The sequence below is a fragment of the Veillonella sp. ZSJB6 genome, from assembly GCF_051549505.1.
In the GTDB taxonomy this organism is placed as follows: domain Bacteria; phylum Bacillota; class Negativicutes; order Veillonellales; family Veillonellaceae; genus Veillonella.
In genome coordinates this window covers 180,373-195,285 of sequence record NZ_JBPUGE010000002.1, presented here as the reverse complement: position 1 = coordinate 195,285, position 14,913 = coordinate 180,373, and the positions used below count along the sequence as shown (strand labels likewise).

Below are 14,913 nucleotides of genomic sequence, written 5' to 3'. Positions count from 1 at the left end.
TCTCAAAAATGATTGTGTTAACGCTAAATATATAGTATAGTTGACTAAGCAATATACCCCTATGGGTATAATTAAAATATGCTCATATGAAATGATATACATATACATATACATATACTTATAGAGAAAGGTTAGGTGTGTGAATGAAAGGATTACGTAAGGCATTACTGATTGGTATGATGCTTGGTATTACGGTCCTTGGTACTGTAGGCTGCATGAATCAATCATCCGATTCATCTAATGATGTATTAAAGGTAGGGGCTATTAGCTTTGCAGGTACATTAGAACCAACAGAAAACTATTTTAGCTGGGCTGTTGTACGATATGGTGTAGGAGAAACTCTAATAAAATTTGATAATCACATGAATGTTAAACCCTGGTTAGCATCCTCTTGGAAGCAAAGTGATGATAAGCTGACTTGGACTTTCACCATCAACGATAAGGTTAAGTTCTCTAACGGTAATGCTCTTACTGCTGAGGCCGTAAAGGCGTCTTTGGAACGAACCTTTGCGAAGAGTAAACGGGCAAAAACATTCTTTAATTACACTGAAATGACGGCTAATGGTCAAGAGCTCACAATTAAGACCGATAAGCCTTATTATAATTTGCCAAACTTGTTGGGAGATCCATTATTCTTGATTATGGATGTTACGGCTGAGGCAAATGGTCGTGATATTGCGAAGGAAGGTCCTATTGGTACTGGTCCTTATGTAGTGACATCATTTACAAAAGAGCGTGCTGAGCTAGCACGGAATGATAACTACTGGGATGGCAAGCCAGGCTTTGCTAAGGTTGAAATTCCATCTATTAACGATGCCAATACACGAGCTATGGCATTGCAAGCGGGTGATGTAGATATGGCCGTTAGCATTGGACCTGGCGAATATGGTATCTTCCAAAACGATAAGAAATTTACTATTTATGAAGAATCATCCTTACGTGATGTATTCGTTCGGATGAGCCAAAAAGGCAAGCTTAAGAATGCTAATCTTCGAGCGGCCCTCATTGCCGGAGCGGATCGTGAGTCCTATGCAAAGAACCTTATGAAGGATACCTTTATTGCCGGTAAGGCTCCATTGCCACCGTCCATTGATTATGGATTCAATCAATTGCGGGATCCTAATAAATATAATGTAGAGCGCGCTAAAGAATTACTTAAACGTGAAGGTTATATTGATACAAATGGTGATGGGATTGTAGATAAAGATGGTGAAAACCTAGTGCTTGATTTCTATGCCTATACATCTCGTCCTGAATTGCCATTATATGCAGAGGCATTACAAGCGGACTACAAAAAAATCGGTGTAGATTTACAAATTAAAATCATAGACTATGCTGTGATTGATACATTGGCGCAATCTGGGGATTACGATATGCTCATCTCTAGTGTAGTTACTGCTAATACGGGCCAACCTGTATGGTTCTTGAAACAATACTGGGGGACCGGTGCTGAGGCAAATGGTTCTGGATTCTCCAATCCACGTTTCGATGAATTGTTAGCTCTTGGTGAAAGTGCCAACGATCCATTAGTGCGTCGTAATGCGTTGATCAATGCACAACAATTGATGCTAGATGATTCGATAGCACTCTTCCTTGGATATCCTAAGATTAATATTGTAGGGAATAACAATATCGATGGTATTAAGATATCTCCATCTGAATACTATATCATTACGAAAGACTTAAAACGGAAATAATTTTATTATATAAACCTATAGTAATGAAACTTGTTTATATAATTTAAAGTAGTTGTAGACATATCAAAAGAGGACTAGCCACGGCTAGTCCTCTTTTTGTAGTTAGTTATTTTTTGTAGTTAGTTATTTTTTCTTTTGATCTGTTGCATCAAGTTCTGCCATATTTACGATATTTGCTTTACCAACCATTTTGTTATATTTAATAAATAGTTGTGTATATGCTTCGCCGTAGGAAGAATTGATGATGATATAGTTGCGAGCCTCTGCGACAAATTCTTTTACAGAATCTTGATACTCGCGAACTGCGTTTTGCGTTTCTGATGTTGTACCAGGTTGTAATTTGTTGATGCGTTGCGTGATTTGTTGCAAGTTTGCTTCAACCTTTTGGGTATCCGTATTTCCATCTGGATCGATAAGATCGATTGTTTGGGCCGTCATGAGATTTAACTCGATGAAGTTAACTGCATTTTCACGTTTTTCACCTTGATATTCAGTCATGCGTTCTGTATAGAGCTCATTATTACGATTATCTAAGGCTAAATCTAACGCATTGTATGTAGCATAGAATTGTTCAGCTAGTGGTACATATTGTGCAGCTAATTCATCGCTACCTTTGAAATTATCTTTTTCGAAACGACGCTCTACATAATAGGCTTGCAATTGATCTGCAACCGGAATTAATTGGTCTAGAATCGCTAATACATCATTAGTTGATTGGTTTACATCTTCATATGGAGTTGGACTATCTTGTTTTGCAGCCTCTAAAGCTGTTTTAAGGTCCTTATATTTTGGCAATGTTATGGTCGTGTTATGGGACCCATTACGTAACTCTTCAAGAGTTGGTTGTAATTGGTTAGAATAGGCTACACTATACGAATTATATGTGTCTAATGCGACAATGTAAGGACGGATAGCGTTGATTTTGTCGTCAACGGTTGATCGATATAAAATTGTCGTTGTATTGGATGACAAGAGTGTATACACCCCGTAGATCCCACCACCGATAATAGCAATGCCAAGTATAACGGCTGCTATTAACTTGATGTATCCCTTTTTCAACTGCGCACGCTCCTTGAAAACACACTAACTCTTATTGGATCCGTTTGGGCGCACTACGCCCCTAGAGTAATTAGTTACATTATATCATAAACTTACGTCCCAAAAAAGACGTATAGAGCAGAGAATCATAAGGAATAGATGAAATTATTTGATGTGAACATATATTAATATTTATAATTCGCGATATATAGATGAATATGGCTGTGAAAGTAAAATTGGTATATTTCTTAATACCTTTGATATAATTTATGTATATATGATGGGAGGGGTTCTAATGAGTACGGATAAGGTATACAACTCCATTGAAGAAGTATTAGGTGTAGCTCAATCTGCAGAAGGTAGAACGATAGGCGAATTTGATATAAATAATCGGTTGGATAGTCGGGGGAATAAGGGCGGTATAGGTCAGGTTTTAGAAGAAGGCTTATTTAAAATGGCCGTTAATAGTAGGGCAGAGGCCGATTTTGTTGATTTAGGATTAGAACTAAAGGTTACTGCTATAAAAGAAAATAAAAAGAACGATTTCTCTGCAAAAGAGCGATTAGTTTTAAATATAATTAACTATGAAGAAGACTATAAAGACTCCTTTTATGAGTCAACATTTTGGCAAAAAAATAAGAATTTATTGATTATATTTTACTTATATAAAGATGGATTAGATAAAAAGGATTTCCCTATCATAAAGTCTGTTTTACATAATTTTGATTCTGTGGATTTAGAAATTATAAAACAAGATTGGCAGACTATTATAGATAAGATCAAAGCTGGTGAGGCCCATAATATTTCAGAAGGTGATACAATGTATTTGGCTGCGTGTACTAAAGGGGTTAATGCTAAGTCCGTAAGAAAACAACCATTTTCTAATATACCAGCTAAACAACGTGCCTTTTCTCTTAAAAGTTCTTACATGTCTGCATTTGCTCGGCGTGTTATTGATAGACAATTAATACCATCACTCTTTAATGCTGATGAACTTAAAAGTAAGACAACATTACAATTGTTACAAGAACGATTCGCGCCGTATATTGGTAAACGAGTATCTGAAATTGCAAAACTCGTAGATATTCCTGTAACTAAAAATAAGGCTTTTAATGCAAACCTTATTAGCGCTGTGTTAGGCGTAAAAGGAACTAAATTAGAATCTCTTAGAGAGTTTAGTAAAGCAAATATTAAGTTTAAAACTATACGACTTGAGCCTACTGGAATTCCAAGGGAACACATGTCTTTTGAACAAATCGATTTTCATCGTTGGGTTAACGATGAATGGGAAGACTCTCAACTCTATGAAAATTTTGAGTATACAAAATATCTATTTGTAGTATTTCAATATGATGAGACTGAAAAGGAAAATAAAAATAGAGAACCTTATTTAAAAGGAATTATGCTGTGGAATATGCCAGAAGTTGTTATAGAACATGAGCTCAAAGATCTTTGGGCAACAACAAAATCCATATTGGAAGAAGGGGTTCAGCTTACTTCTGTACGTAATGGCGTATCTAATAATTTACCAGGTGCTAGCTTTAATGGCATTTGCCATATTCGACCTAAGGCCAGAGATGGCAAAGATCAAGTAGAGCTTTCAGATGGACAATATATAACAAAACAATGCTATTGGTTAAATAAAGAGTATATAGCAGAAATAGTAAAGAAGTTAAATTGAGGGGATTATGGTAGAGAGAAAATCAACCTTTAAAGGTGATTTAAAAAGTGAGAGAGCGGTAAATGAATTTTTACAAAAGTATTTATATAGTTATTTAGTTGATGAAGGTATAATTGATTCATTTAATTCTAATACAACCTTGGATCAACAACATAAAGGTATCGATACTATTATATATATAATTGAAGATGGTAATGATGAACAGGTAAGATGTATTAATATTGATGAAAAGGCTGCCGTACATTATGCCAGGAACAATTTGAGTGATGAACCTTTAACAACATTTGCATTTGAAGTTTCCTATATGAAAGGTGGAGAGTTAAAACGGGGCTGGCTTACAAACGAAAAATATAAAGAGACTCATGCTTACTTCCTTTGTTGGCTTTGGATTAAATCTGATGCCAACAAATATAACTTATCATGTGAGGATATTTTAAAAATGGAAGTAATATCGATTCCTAAAGTTAAGACCAGAGAAAAGCTCATAATGCGTGCTATGGGAAGTAAAGATATTAAAACTTTTGAGAAAAAATCTGATATATTGCGTAAAAAGATGCAAAAACGAGGTGTGAATCGTTTAGAATTAGAACACCAATTGGATCCATTGATTAACGCGTTAGATGATATTCCTGATTTTAATAAGATGCATTTAAAGTTTAACGAAAACCTTTTAATTGCAAAGAACTATCCTCAATGGGTTTTGACCTTACCTGAGACGCTTTATGAACAACCTTTAAATATTGTTGTTAAGCGTAAAGATTTAATTAACTTAGCTAATAGTTATTGGGTAGTTACCCCTGAAGGCGTAGAGGTAAGAAAATCCATATCAAAATAATATCTAAATTTGATCTTGATCTTTTTTCAGATTTCTGCTATAATAAGGATCTGTAAAACTGATGTATTAAGGGGTAAGGTAATGAAAATATTCTCCATGTTTGATGGTGTTGGAGGTTTTATAGTAGGCTTAGAGAATTCTTCTAAAGAAGTCTTTCAAACACTATATTCAAACCAATATGAGCCATCTCGCAAGACACAAGATGCCTATGAAGTAGGTTTATATAGATTTCCTGATATGGAACATATCCCAACTGATGTGGCTTTAATTCCTAACGAAAAGTTTGAGGAAATGAAAGCCAATGGTGTAGATATGATTGTTGGCGGATTTCCATGTCAAGATTATTCTGTTGCAAGAAGCAAAAAGAATGAGTTAGGTATTGAAGGTAAAAAAGGGGTTCTTTTCTGGGAAATTATCCGTGCTACAGAGGTCATTAAACCTAAGTATTTAGTCTTAGAAAATGTTGATCGATTGTTGAAAGCTCCGTCTAACCAACGTGGTCGTGATTTTGCGATTATGCTAGCGGCTTTTAACCAATTGGGCTATTCTGTTGAGTGGCGTGTTATTAATGCTGCTGACTATGGTCGTGCTCAACGTAGACGGCGTGTATTCTTCTTTGTATTTAGAAATGATACAAAGTGGGGAAAACGATTACATACTAAATATGAAGCTACATTATCTGTTGATGCTGATATAAAAGCTCGCTTAGATTGTTATGCACCTTATATCTTCAAAGATGGTCTTTTTGGACGTCAGTTCCCCGTTAAAAATGAAGCTGTTAAAAAACGTATTAATGCTAATAAGCTTGATGAAGATATTGCAGAGGTATCTGCAAACTTCTCTGATGGTAAAATGTGGAACTCTGGTCTTATGACTAATGGGTACTATTATACGATTGAAACTGAACCAAAAGGGGATGAAGAACCAATCCCAATGAAAAAGATTGTGGTTAAAGAAAATCAAGTACCAGAAGATTACTATATTGATGGTGAAAAATTAGAGAAGTTTAAATATCTTCGTGGGCCTAAGAAAATTACACGAACTGCAGCAAATGGTCATATTTATACCTTCTCTGAAGGTGGTATGAGTGAATATGACTCTCTTGAACTACCGGGGCGTACAATGCTTACCTCTGAAGGAAGTGTTAACCGATCTACACATCTTTTAAAAATTGATGGTAAATATCGACTTATTACACCAATCGAAGCTGAGCGTTTACAAGATTTCCCTGATGACTGGACTCGTTATAAACGTAACGCAAAAGGTGAAGTAGTAGAAGTATCTGATCGTATGCGTATGTTCTTCATGGGAAATGCGCTTGTGACTGGCATCGTAAAACGTATAGGTGATGAGCTTCAAAAAATTGATGCTATCTAAAAAAGGAGCTCTAATATAGAGCTCTTTTTCTTTTAGTATTTTAGAAAGGTTAAGTTATGTTGTTACGTCTTATTAGATTATTTACTTTAATAGTTGCTTTTGTTTGTATTTCCAGTGTAACATTTGCCATTTCTTTAGGTGAATTACAGAATTCATCACAGTTTTGGCGTGAACGTCATGATAGTAGTAGTGATATTTATCTAGACTTGAATTCTGTACAGAATGTTCTTTATAATCCGCCAAAATATACCTTAAAATTTAAGGTATATACAGTTGATAAGAAAGAAAACTTTATCGCTGAAGGCGAGGCTATAGCTGATTACGATTATAATAAGTCCATAGAAGGTATAATAAAAAGAAATAATTTATCAAAAGTACCGTATACTTCAGAAAAGGTTAAGTCCACAGTAAAAAAAGCAAAGTTAAAAGATTCAGGCGTTGTAAATAGTCTCAAATTTAGTGCTATTTATGACTTTAATGGAAATGTAATATATTCTGGAGATTCAATTGAGGCATTTAAAAAAGAAAAAGTTGATGCAACTTCAAGTGGATATGTTATTTCAGTAAAAGCATTTAAAAAATATTATAATGTGAAATTTTAATTGTGAAAGTCTCTATCTATGATAGAGACTTTTTAGCCTTAAAAATAATGTGACTCTCATTGCTTTCTCATTAACAGTAAGTAGGATATAAACGATTATAAGAATTTGAGATATAATAGGAGAGAAAATTATGAGTGAGAATGCATACGTATGTCCATACTGCCAATCAGAAAATATTCAAAGTTACAATATTGCTTATGCTGGTGGTTTTTCTAATGTAAATGGTGTAACTACAGGTGTAGGTATTGGTGCCGGCGGTCGAGTTGGTGTTGGTATTGGTAATACAGTAGGTACGCAACAAACAGCACTTTCTATGATGGCAAAACCACCAATGAAAAAATCAATTGCTACATATATTTTAAAGTGGTGGATTGCAATTCAATTCGGTCTCGTATTGTTGCTTTGGATCTCAGGTCTAAGCAAGCATGAGGCTTCTCTAATTATTTATTTTGGTGCATATGCGTTGTTAATATATAAAACATATCAACGATATGTTTGGAATAGAGATACTTATCCAGTATTACGTCGTGACTGGGAGCATACCTATGTATGTTTGCGTTGTGGAAATTCTTTTCTTTTATAATTGAATTACATTAACATATATAAGGGTACGCCTATAGTTATATAGACGTACCCTTTATTTTTGATTAGGATACTTTGAATATTAAAGTCGTATTTGTACATATATAAGTATTGTTCAAATTATATTTTGATATTCATTGTCCATAGTTACATATCGTTATATAATATTATTATCAAATTTGTATTTTTCGATATAATCATAGAAAGGAGTACATATGTCAAATTTCATCACTCCTAAAGAATTATTAGCTTATCTCGATGAGGTCATCGTGTTAGATGCTCGTGGTTATCAAGATTATAAAAAAGGCCATATTAAAGGTTCTTTTCCAGTAGATTTAGATAAAGATTTAACAGGTCCTTTGGGACAGCATGGCGGTCGTCATCCATTGCCAGATATGGAGCAATTGGCTCATACCTTTGAGTCTTATGGTATTACTCGCGACTCCAAGGTCGTTGTGTATGATTCTTGGCTCTTCTTGGCGGGTCGTCTCTGGTGGACTTTGCGCTATATGGGGTTGTCTGATGTGCGCGTGTTGTCTGGCGGTATTGAACGTTGGGTTAAGGAAGGTCATCTTCTTACTAAAGATCCTACTCCATTGCCTACAGAACCAACTGTATTTAACTATGAATTGCAAACTCATATGGTTATGAGCCGTGATGAGGTTCTTAAGGCTAGTGAAAGCGGGGATCATGTTATCATTGATGCTCGTGCACCGTATCGTTATGATGGGTCTCAAGTAGATACGATGGATGGTATGACAGGTCATATTCCTGGTGCTGTTAATCATTTTTATGAAAGTGGCTATACCGCAGATGGTCCTAAGTCTGTAAAAGATTTAGAATCCCAGTATTATAATGAAATTTACCAAAATAGACCTGTTGTGACCTATTGTGGTTCAGGGGTAACGGCTTGTAATGCGTTATTGACTATGAGTGAAGTCGGTCTTGAGTCTGCCTTATATGTTGGTAGTTCTAGTGACTGGGTAACCTATGATGGGTTCCCACTTAAGACTGGTGTAGAAACATTAAGATAATGCAGGAGGCCAAATGAATATTTTAAAACATTTACTAACCCTTGTTGCTTTTGGCTATTTGTGTTATCACATCTATACCTTCGGTCCGGGCATGTTTAATGTGACTGTATTGGTAATTCTCGTTTTGTCTACAGCGGCAAATTATTTCCGTGAAAAGCGTGAAAGTGACTTGAAAGCAAATGAGAATGCTCGAAAAGCTCGCGCAGAAGCAAGACATGCAAAGAAACACAAAAAGTAGTGACGTATAGCTTAGTTAAGTTATAGTTAAGTTAAGTTTAATTAAATTAACTTAACTTAAGCTCTATTACACTATATAAAATATTATGATTGCTAGTATACATAAGTAAATTTTTGCAATATAAGAACATGGTTAAAATAGAGGCTTTCACAAAGTATATCAGTATGTATAGCCCTATTAGAATAAGGAGTAAGAATTGAAATTAATTTCTTGGAATGTAAACGGCCTACGTGCCGCTGTAACAAAAGGGTTTATGGAATCCTTTAACGAATTGGATGCGGATATTTTCTGCTTACAAGAAACTAAATTACAACCTGATCAAATTTCTTTGGAGTTGCCAGGTTATGAACAATACTGGAATAGTGCTGTGAAAAAAGGCTATAGTGGCACAGCTGTATTTACGCGCATTAAACCATTGTCCGTAACTAACGGCATTGGTATTGAAGAACATGACCAAGAAGGTCGCGTTATCACTGCTGAATATGAAAACTTCTATTTAGTGTGTTGTTATACACCAAATAGCCAACGTGAATTAGCACGTCTTGAGTACCGTATGACTTGGGAGGATGCATTCCGTAATTATTTACTAGAATTAGACAAGAAAAAACCAGTTATCCTCTGTGGTGATCTTAACGTAGCTCACCAAGAAATCGACCTTAAAAACCCTAAGACGAATCGTAAAAATGCAGGCTTCTCTGATGAAGAACGTGCAAAAATGACAGAACTCTTAGGTGCTGGTTTCACAGATACATTCCGTCACCTCTATCCAGATGCAATTGAGCAATACAGCTGGTGGTCCTACATGGGCAAAGCTCGTGAGCGGAATACAGGGTGGAGAATTGACTATTTTATCACCTCTAAACGTCTTGACGACAAAATTCAAGAAGCAAAGATTCACCAACAAATCTTTGGCTCTGATCACTGCCCAGTAGAATTGGTTATTGATCTATAAAATTTCAGTGAATGTAAAAGTACAGCCTCATCTACGGATGGGGCTGTTGTAATAGTTAAAAGGAGATAATATGGCTCAAAAACAGAAGGCCGTCGTATTATTTAGTGGCGGTGTAGATAGTACTACATGTTTAGCGCTCGCTATTGAAAGATTTGGTAAAGACAATGTCGTACCACTATCTATTCAATATGGTCAAAAACATATTAAAGAATTGGAAGCCGCTGCATCTATCCTCGGTTATTATGGAATTGAAGGTAAAACGATGGATGTTACGAAATTATTTGCCTTCAGTAATTGCTCTTTATTAGCTCAATCCACCGAAGAAATCCCTCAAGGCTCCTACAAAGAACAACAAGAAGCCGAAGGAGAGGGTACCGTTAGCACCTATGTACCCTTTAGAAATGGTCTATTCCTATCTGCTGCAGCATCCTTGGCACTTTCTTTAGACTGTGGCTATATCTACTACGGTGCCCATAGTGATGATGCGGCTGGCAATGCATACCCAGACTGTACTGAACACTTCTACAAATCTATGGGTGATGCCATCTTTGAAGGATCTGGAAAAGAATGCTCCCTAGAAGCACCATTCATTAACCACAACAAAGCAGACGTCGTAAAAGAAGGACTACGCCTTGGCGTACCATACCACCTAACATGGTCCTGCTACGAAGGCGGCGACAAACCATGCGGGCACTGCGGCACCTGCATCGACAGACAAGCTGCCTTTGAAGCAAATGGCGTTAAAGACCCGGTTCTATAACACTCAGCTCTACAACACCTATAAACTGGCTTAGACAAGTAGTCGCCTCTTAGGCGGCTACTTTGCTATATATTCTAATAGATACGATAGTATGTTTGAGCTTAGACGGACTTGTACGTCACTAGTATTAGGAAAAAGTAGATTTACTAAATTCGCAGTGGTGGCAGATACCTTTTCAAAGAGCGACTTTGGCAGGTCGAGGCCCTAGGCCGATGACCGGTTCGCCAGTGGAGCGATGAGGAAAGGTATCTACCGCCACCCCGACCTTACAGTCTTAATACTAATCGTAGATGATCATAGAAGTCCGTCTTAACCCCAATTAATTGCGAAAATATTAGATATATGATATATTAGTACTGCCTAAAGGCGACAACTGAATAAGACAGTTTGAAACCATCCTGTCTCTAAACAAAACTACGGAAATTCATAAGCATTTTTAGCATGGTAGTTTTGCCATGCTTTTTTTATTTGAGGAGGTGAGTGTTATGATTACTACACGTAAATTGACTATTTCTGCCATGGTTGTGGCATTGTACATCGTTGTACTCTATTTAACGCAAAGCGTTTCCTTCGGGGCGTATCAAATTCGTATAGCAACATCATTATATGCACTTGCTTATGCCTTTCCGTTCTTGGTGATTCCCATGGGGATTGGCAACCTCATTTCTAACTTCTTATTCGGGGGCCTCGGTATCCTCGACATGGTAGGTGGCTTTGGCGTTGGTATCTTAACAACAGGTATCATCGTTTGCATGCGCAAGATGGGCCTCAGTGCTTGGTGGGCAATTTTGCCAATCATCTTTGTGCCAGCCCTATGTGTACCATTATGGCTCAGCCCATTACTAGGCCTTCCATACTGGCCATTGGTATTGAATCTCATCGTAGGTCAAACAATTCCAGCCGTTCTTGGTTCTGTTTTAGTGAAAGCTTTGATCAGCCGTCCTAGCATGGCTGCTTTGTTAGGTGCTTTCAAATAAAAAGATTTATAGTCAAACAAAAAGGCGTAAGCTCGATATGAGCTTACGCCTTTTTTATGGCTAATGTTATGGAGGTTGAAGGGATTAGCAGTTATAACCGCGCCATTTAGTTTCTACTACGAGGCGTTCAAGGGCAACCATGTACGCTGCTTGACGAGGTGGTACATTGTATTTATGTTGCATTTCCCAAACTGCTTCAAAGCTATTTTGCATATTCTTAGTTAACCGTTCATTAACTTCTTCTTCAGTCCAGTAGAAGCTTGCTTTGTTTTGTACCCATTCATAGTAAGATACAACTACACCGCCGCCGTTCGCAAGAACGTCAGGGATGATGTCGATACCTTTTTCATAGAAGTATTTATCTGCATCATTAGTAGTAGGGCCGTTAGCACCTTCCAAGATAATTTTAGCTTGGATATTTTCCATGTTGTCTTTGTTCAATTGGTTTTCAAGAGCTGCCATGTACAATACATCAACTGGTTGAGCCAATAATTCTTGGGCACCAATTGTAGTCATGCCTGGTTCGCTGTAACCTTCAAGGGAACGACCATGAGAGTTAGCATATTCGTATGCTTTTTCAACATCAAGACCGTTAGGGTTGTAGATGTTAACGCTTACATCGCCAATAGCAACAACTTTAGCGCCTGCTTGTGCAATGAGACGAGCACCTACGGAACCTACGTTACCGAAGCCTTGAACTGCTACAGTAAGGTTTTTGATATCTAAGTTTTTCTTAGCGAGATAGCTTTGCAATGCGATGAGACAGCCGCGGCCAGTCGCTTCGTTACGACCTAAGGAACCGCCTACTTCGATAGGTTTACCCGTAACGATACCAGGGCTCCATTCACCTTTTAATGTGCTGTATTCGTCAGCGATCCAGCTCATGATTTGAGAGTTTGTATTTACGTCTGGAGCTGGAACGTCAGTATTAACACCAATGATTGGCGCAATACGACGTACAAAGTTACGAGTTAAGCGTTCTAATTCGCGAGGATTCAAAGTTTTAGGATCAACTTTGATACCGCCTTTACCACCGCCGTAAGGGATGTTAGCAATAGCATTTTTAATAGTCATCCAAGCAGCCAATGCACGAACTTCGTTTTCATCGGAGTCTGGATGGAAGCGGAGACCGCCTTTAGCACTACCACGCAATGTGGAGTGTTGGCAACGATAGCCTTCGTATACGCGAACTTCACCATTATCTAGTTGAAGTGGTACAGCTACTTTTAGTTCCCGTTCAGGATGGCGTAATACTTCGTATTCACTACGAGTATAGCCGAGCTTTTCGGCTGCTACATCTAACGTATTTAGCATGTTTTCATAAGGATTATAACCGCTCATAATAATGACCTCCTGTATATAAGATTAAATGAAGTCTTGCTAATTTTACACATACTGAAGTATTCGACATTGTATACAGAATACCCTTTCTAATTTTATAAATATATTCTATAGTTTTTAATGTTCAAAAAGTGTATAGAATATAGATGTTTACTGTGATAATAGTCACTCGAAGAGTTAGATATAAATTGTAGTTTTTACAGTATAAATGGATACTTTTACAAAAAATAAAAAGAGACCGGTGAAAGATACTTTCACCGGTCTCATAAGAGAATATATTTTATTTTTCCACTGTATCTTCCACTGGAGTAGGAGGTACAGAAGAGTCTGTAGTTTGACCGTCACCCCACCATACGATACCGTATGTATGATTAAGAACAGAACGGTTAAATACAGGTGTTTCGATGCCTGCCTTGCGTTGTTTAATATAGTCTTCAAGAGCAAGACCTGCAGTACGACCCATACGTACGATGGAACTAATATTAGTTAATACTAAGAAAGCCATGAATAAATCGGCTAAATTCCATACTAAATCAAGGGAGGCGATAGAGCCTACGAATGTCATGATAATTACACCGATACGGAACAAATGAAGATAGAATCTCTTATCTGTTAAGTGGCTGATATTAATTTCACCGTAGTAATAGTTACCAATTAAGGAACTGAAGGAGAACATTACGATAAAGATTGCTACCGCTGTAGGTGCCCAAGAACCGAGTTGTTGTTCAAGGTTATGTTGCACTAGAGCTACACCAGTTAAGCCTGTTGTGCTATAGTCGCCAACGACGAGTACGATGAAAGCAGAAGCGGTACAAATGATAAATGTATCAAGGAATACGCCGAATGCTTGTACAAGACCTTGTTCAACAGGGTGGTTAACAGCTGCTGTAGCCGCTGCATTAGGTACAGAACCTTCACCAGCTTCGTTAGAGAATAGACCGCGTTTAATACCATTCATTACAGTGGCGCCTAGCAAGCCACCGCCTGCTGCTACAGGTTCAAAAGCGGAAGAGAAAATAGTGTAGATTACATGTGGGAATTGAGTAATATTCATAATTACTACGAATAATGCAGTAGCGATGTATAGAACCGCCATGATTGGAACGATGATTTCAGATGCTTTAGCAACGCGGCTAATGCCACCGAAAATGATAATGCCAAGAAGAATTGCTACTACAGCGCCAGTATAGGATACATCGAAGTTGAATACTTGGAGAGATGCAGCCAATGTGTTAGCTTGTACAGAGTTGTAAATCCAACCATATGTAATACTAATTAAAATGGCGAACAAAACAGATAATGCTTTGTTGTTTAAACCATAGCGAATGTAGTAAGCTGGACCACCGTAAAAGCCACCTTTAGCAACAGGTTCCTTGTAGATTTGCGCCAATGTAGATTCGATAAAACCTGTAGCAGCACCGATGAGTGCAATAACCCACATCCAGAAGACCGCACCAGGACCGCCGAGAACAACGGCAATGGCGATACCTGCGATGTTACCAACCCCAACACGGGATGCGGTACTAACACAGAATGCTTGGAATGAGGACACGTGATTTTTTTCAGTAGAACTACCAGCACCACTGATTACAAGACGAATCATTTCTTTGATCATGCGAATTTGTACAAAATTCGTTGTCATCGTAAAGAAGAGACCTGCGCCGATGAGGATAAAGATGATGAAATAGCTCCATAAATAGCCATTTATGGTGGATATAGCATCGTTGAGCATTGCTTCCATAAAAAAGCCCCTTTCATATAAAATAATTCTATATAGTTATTGATGTTATTGTATCAAT

Annotated in this window: 14 protein-coding genes; 11 read left to right on the top strand and 3 right to left on the bottom strand. The window is 37.3% G+C overall.

The window, feature by feature from the left end; all coding sequences use genetic code 11:
• Nucleotides 1-143 precede the first annotated feature (143 nt).
• Nucleotides 144-1,697 (top strand): ABC transporter substrate-binding protein, encoded by a 1,554-nt coding sequence (locus ACSV5T_RS03610; protein ID WP_438320311.1) that lies wholly within the window; start codon nt 144-146, stop codon nt 1,695-1,697.
• A gap of 123 nt (nt 1,698-1,820) precedes the next feature.
• Here ACSV5T_RS03610 and ACSV5T_RS03605 read toward each other — a convergent pair whose 3' ends face one another.
• The gene (locus ACSV5T_RS03605; RefSeq protein WP_438320310.1) at nt 1,821-2,756 is read right to left on the bottom strand and encodes a DUF3829 domain-containing protein; all 936 of its coding nucleotides are present in this window, start codon (nt 2,754-2,756) and stop codon (nt 1,821-1,823) included.
• Nucleotides 2,757-3,030: 274 nt separating this feature from the next.
• Between ACSV5T_RS03605 and ACSV5T_RS03600 the strand changes: the two genes are divergently transcribed.
• The 10 genes from ACSV5T_RS03600 (at nt 3,031) to ACSV5T_RS03555 (ending at nt 11,773) form a co-directional block, all read left to right on the top strand.
• Entirely contained in the window at nt 3,031-4,416 is a 1,386-nt protein-coding gene (locus tag ACSV5T_RS03600; protein WP_438320309.1) for a Sau3AI family type II restriction endonuclease, read from the top strand.
• Nucleotides 4,417-4,423: 7 nt separating this feature from the next.
• Entirely contained in the window at nt 4,424-5,251 is an 828-nt protein-coding gene (locus ACSV5T_RS03595) for a hypothetical protein (RefSeq protein WP_295780413.1), read from the top strand.
• A gap of 81 nt (nt 5,252-5,332) precedes the next feature.
• Nucleotides 5,333-6,628, top strand: a complete 1,296-nt coding sequence (gene dcm, locus ACSV5T_RS03590) for a DNA (cytosine-5-)-methyltransferase (RefSeq protein ID WP_438320308.1) — start codon at nt 5,333-5,335, stop codon at nt 6,626-6,628.
• A 56-nt stretch (nt 6,629-6,684) separates the two neighbouring features.
• On the top strand, nt 6,685-7,230 hold the full coding sequence (locus tag ACSV5T_RS03585; protein ID WP_438320307.1) for a hypothetical protein: 546 nt from the start codon (nt 6,685-6,687) through the stop codon (nt 7,228-7,230).
• 130 nt (nt 7,231-7,360) lie between these two features.
• Nucleotides 7,361-7,813 (top strand): hypothetical protein, encoded by a 453-nt coding sequence (locus tag ACSV5T_RS03580; protein WP_295780419.1) that lies wholly within the window; start codon nt 7,361-7,363, stop codon nt 7,811-7,813.
• A gap of 214 nt (nt 7,814-8,027) precedes the next feature.
• Nucleotides 8,028-8,846 (top strand): sulfurtransferase, encoded by an 819-nt coding sequence (locus ACSV5T_RS03575; protein WP_438320306.1) that lies wholly within the window; start codon nt 8,028-8,030, stop codon nt 8,844-8,846.
• A 13-nt stretch (nt 8,847-8,859) separates the two neighbouring features.
• The gene (locus ACSV5T_RS03570; protein ID WP_438320305.1) at nt 8,860-9,084 is read left to right on the top strand and encodes a hypothetical protein; all 225 of its coding nucleotides are present in this window, start codon (nt 8,860-8,862) and stop codon (nt 9,082-9,084) included.
• A gap of 196 nt (nt 9,085-9,280) precedes the next feature.
• On the top strand, nt 9,281-10,036 hold the full coding sequence (locus ACSV5T_RS03565; RefSeq protein WP_438320304.1) for an exodeoxyribonuclease III: 756 nt from the start codon (nt 9,281-9,283) through the stop codon (nt 10,034-10,036).
• Nucleotides 10,037-10,106: 70 nt separating this feature from the next.
• Complete coding sequence (gene queC / locus ACSV5T_RS03560) at nt 10,107-10,796, top strand: 7-cyano-7-deazaguanine synthase QueC (RefSeq protein ID WP_438320303.1); 690 nt, start codon at nt 10,107-10,109, stop codon at nt 10,794-10,796.
• A gap of 485 nt (nt 10,797-11,281) precedes the next feature.
• The gene (locus tag ACSV5T_RS03555) at nt 11,282-11,773 is read left to right on the top strand and encodes a QueT transporter family protein (RefSeq protein WP_105089738.1); all 492 of its coding nucleotides are present in this window, start codon (nt 11,282-11,284) and stop codon (nt 11,771-11,773) included.
• An 84-nt stretch (nt 11,774-11,857) separates the two neighbouring features.
• On the opposite strand, the gene ACSV5T_RS03550 is transcribed toward ACSV5T_RS03555, so the two are convergent.
• Nucleotides 11,858-13,114, bottom strand: a complete 1,257-nt coding sequence (locus tag ACSV5T_RS03550) for a Glu/Leu/Phe/Val family dehydrogenase (RefSeq protein ID WP_295780432.1) — start codon at nt 13,112-13,114, stop codon at nt 11,858-11,860.
• A gap of 280 nt (nt 13,115-13,394) precedes the next feature.
• Nucleotides 13,395-14,855 carry an alanine/glycine:cation symporter family protein gene (locus tag ACSV5T_RS03545; protein WP_105089736.1) on the bottom strand — a complete coding sequence of 487 codons (1,461 nt, stop codon included), beginning with the start codon at nt 14,853-14,855 and terminating at the stop codon, nt 13,395-13,397.
• Nucleotides 14,856-14,913: the final 58 nt, after the last annotated feature.

Excerpts from the sequence above, each read along its gene's own strand:
- ACSV5T_RS03610 (WP_438320311.1), top strand. The coding sequence starts at position 144 with ATGAAAGGATTACGTAAGGCATTACTGATTGGTATGATGCTTGGTATT.
- ACSV5T_RS03600 (WP_438320309.1), top strand. The coding sequence starts at position 3,031 with ATGAGTACGGATAAGGTATACAACTCCATTGAAGAAGTATTAGGTGTA.
- ACSV5T_RS03595 (WP_295780413.1), top strand. The coding sequence starts at position 4,424 with ATGGTAGAGAGAAAATCAACCTTTAAAGGTGATTTAAAAAGTGAGAGA.
- dcm (WP_438320308.1), top strand. The coding sequence starts at position 5,333 with ATGAAAATATTCTCCATGTTTGATGGTGTTGGAGGTTTTATAGTAGGC.
- ACSV5T_RS03585 (WP_438320307.1), top strand. The coding sequence starts at position 6,685 with ATGTTGTTACGTCTTATTAGATTATTTACTTTAATAGTTGCTTTTGTT.
- ACSV5T_RS03580 (WP_295780419.1), top strand. The coding sequence starts at position 7,361 with ATGAGTGAGAATGCATACGTATGTCCATACTGCCAATCAGAAAATATT.
- ACSV5T_RS03575 (WP_438320306.1), top strand. The coding sequence starts at position 8,028 with ATGTCAAATTTCATCACTCCTAAAGAATTATTAGCTTATCTCGATGAG.
- ACSV5T_RS03570 (WP_438320305.1), top strand. The coding sequence starts at position 8,860 with ATGAATATTTTAAAACATTTACTAACCCTTGTTGCTTTTGGCTATTTG.
- queC (WP_438320303.1), top strand. The coding sequence starts at position 10,107 with ATGGCTCAAAAACAGAAGGCCGTCGTATTATTTAGTGGCGGTGTAGAT.
- ACSV5T_RS03555 (WP_105089738.1), top strand. The coding sequence starts at position 11,282 with ATGATTACTACACGTAAATTGACTATTTCTGCCATGGTTGTGGCATTG.
- ACSV5T_RS03550 (WP_295780432.1), bottom strand. The coding sequence starts at position 13,114 with ATGAGCGGTTATAATCCTTATGAAAACATGCTAAATACGTTAGATGTA.
- ACSV5T_RS03545 (WP_105089736.1), bottom strand. The coding sequence starts at position 14,855 with ATGGAAGCAATGCTCAACGATGCTATATCCACCATAAATGGCTATTTA.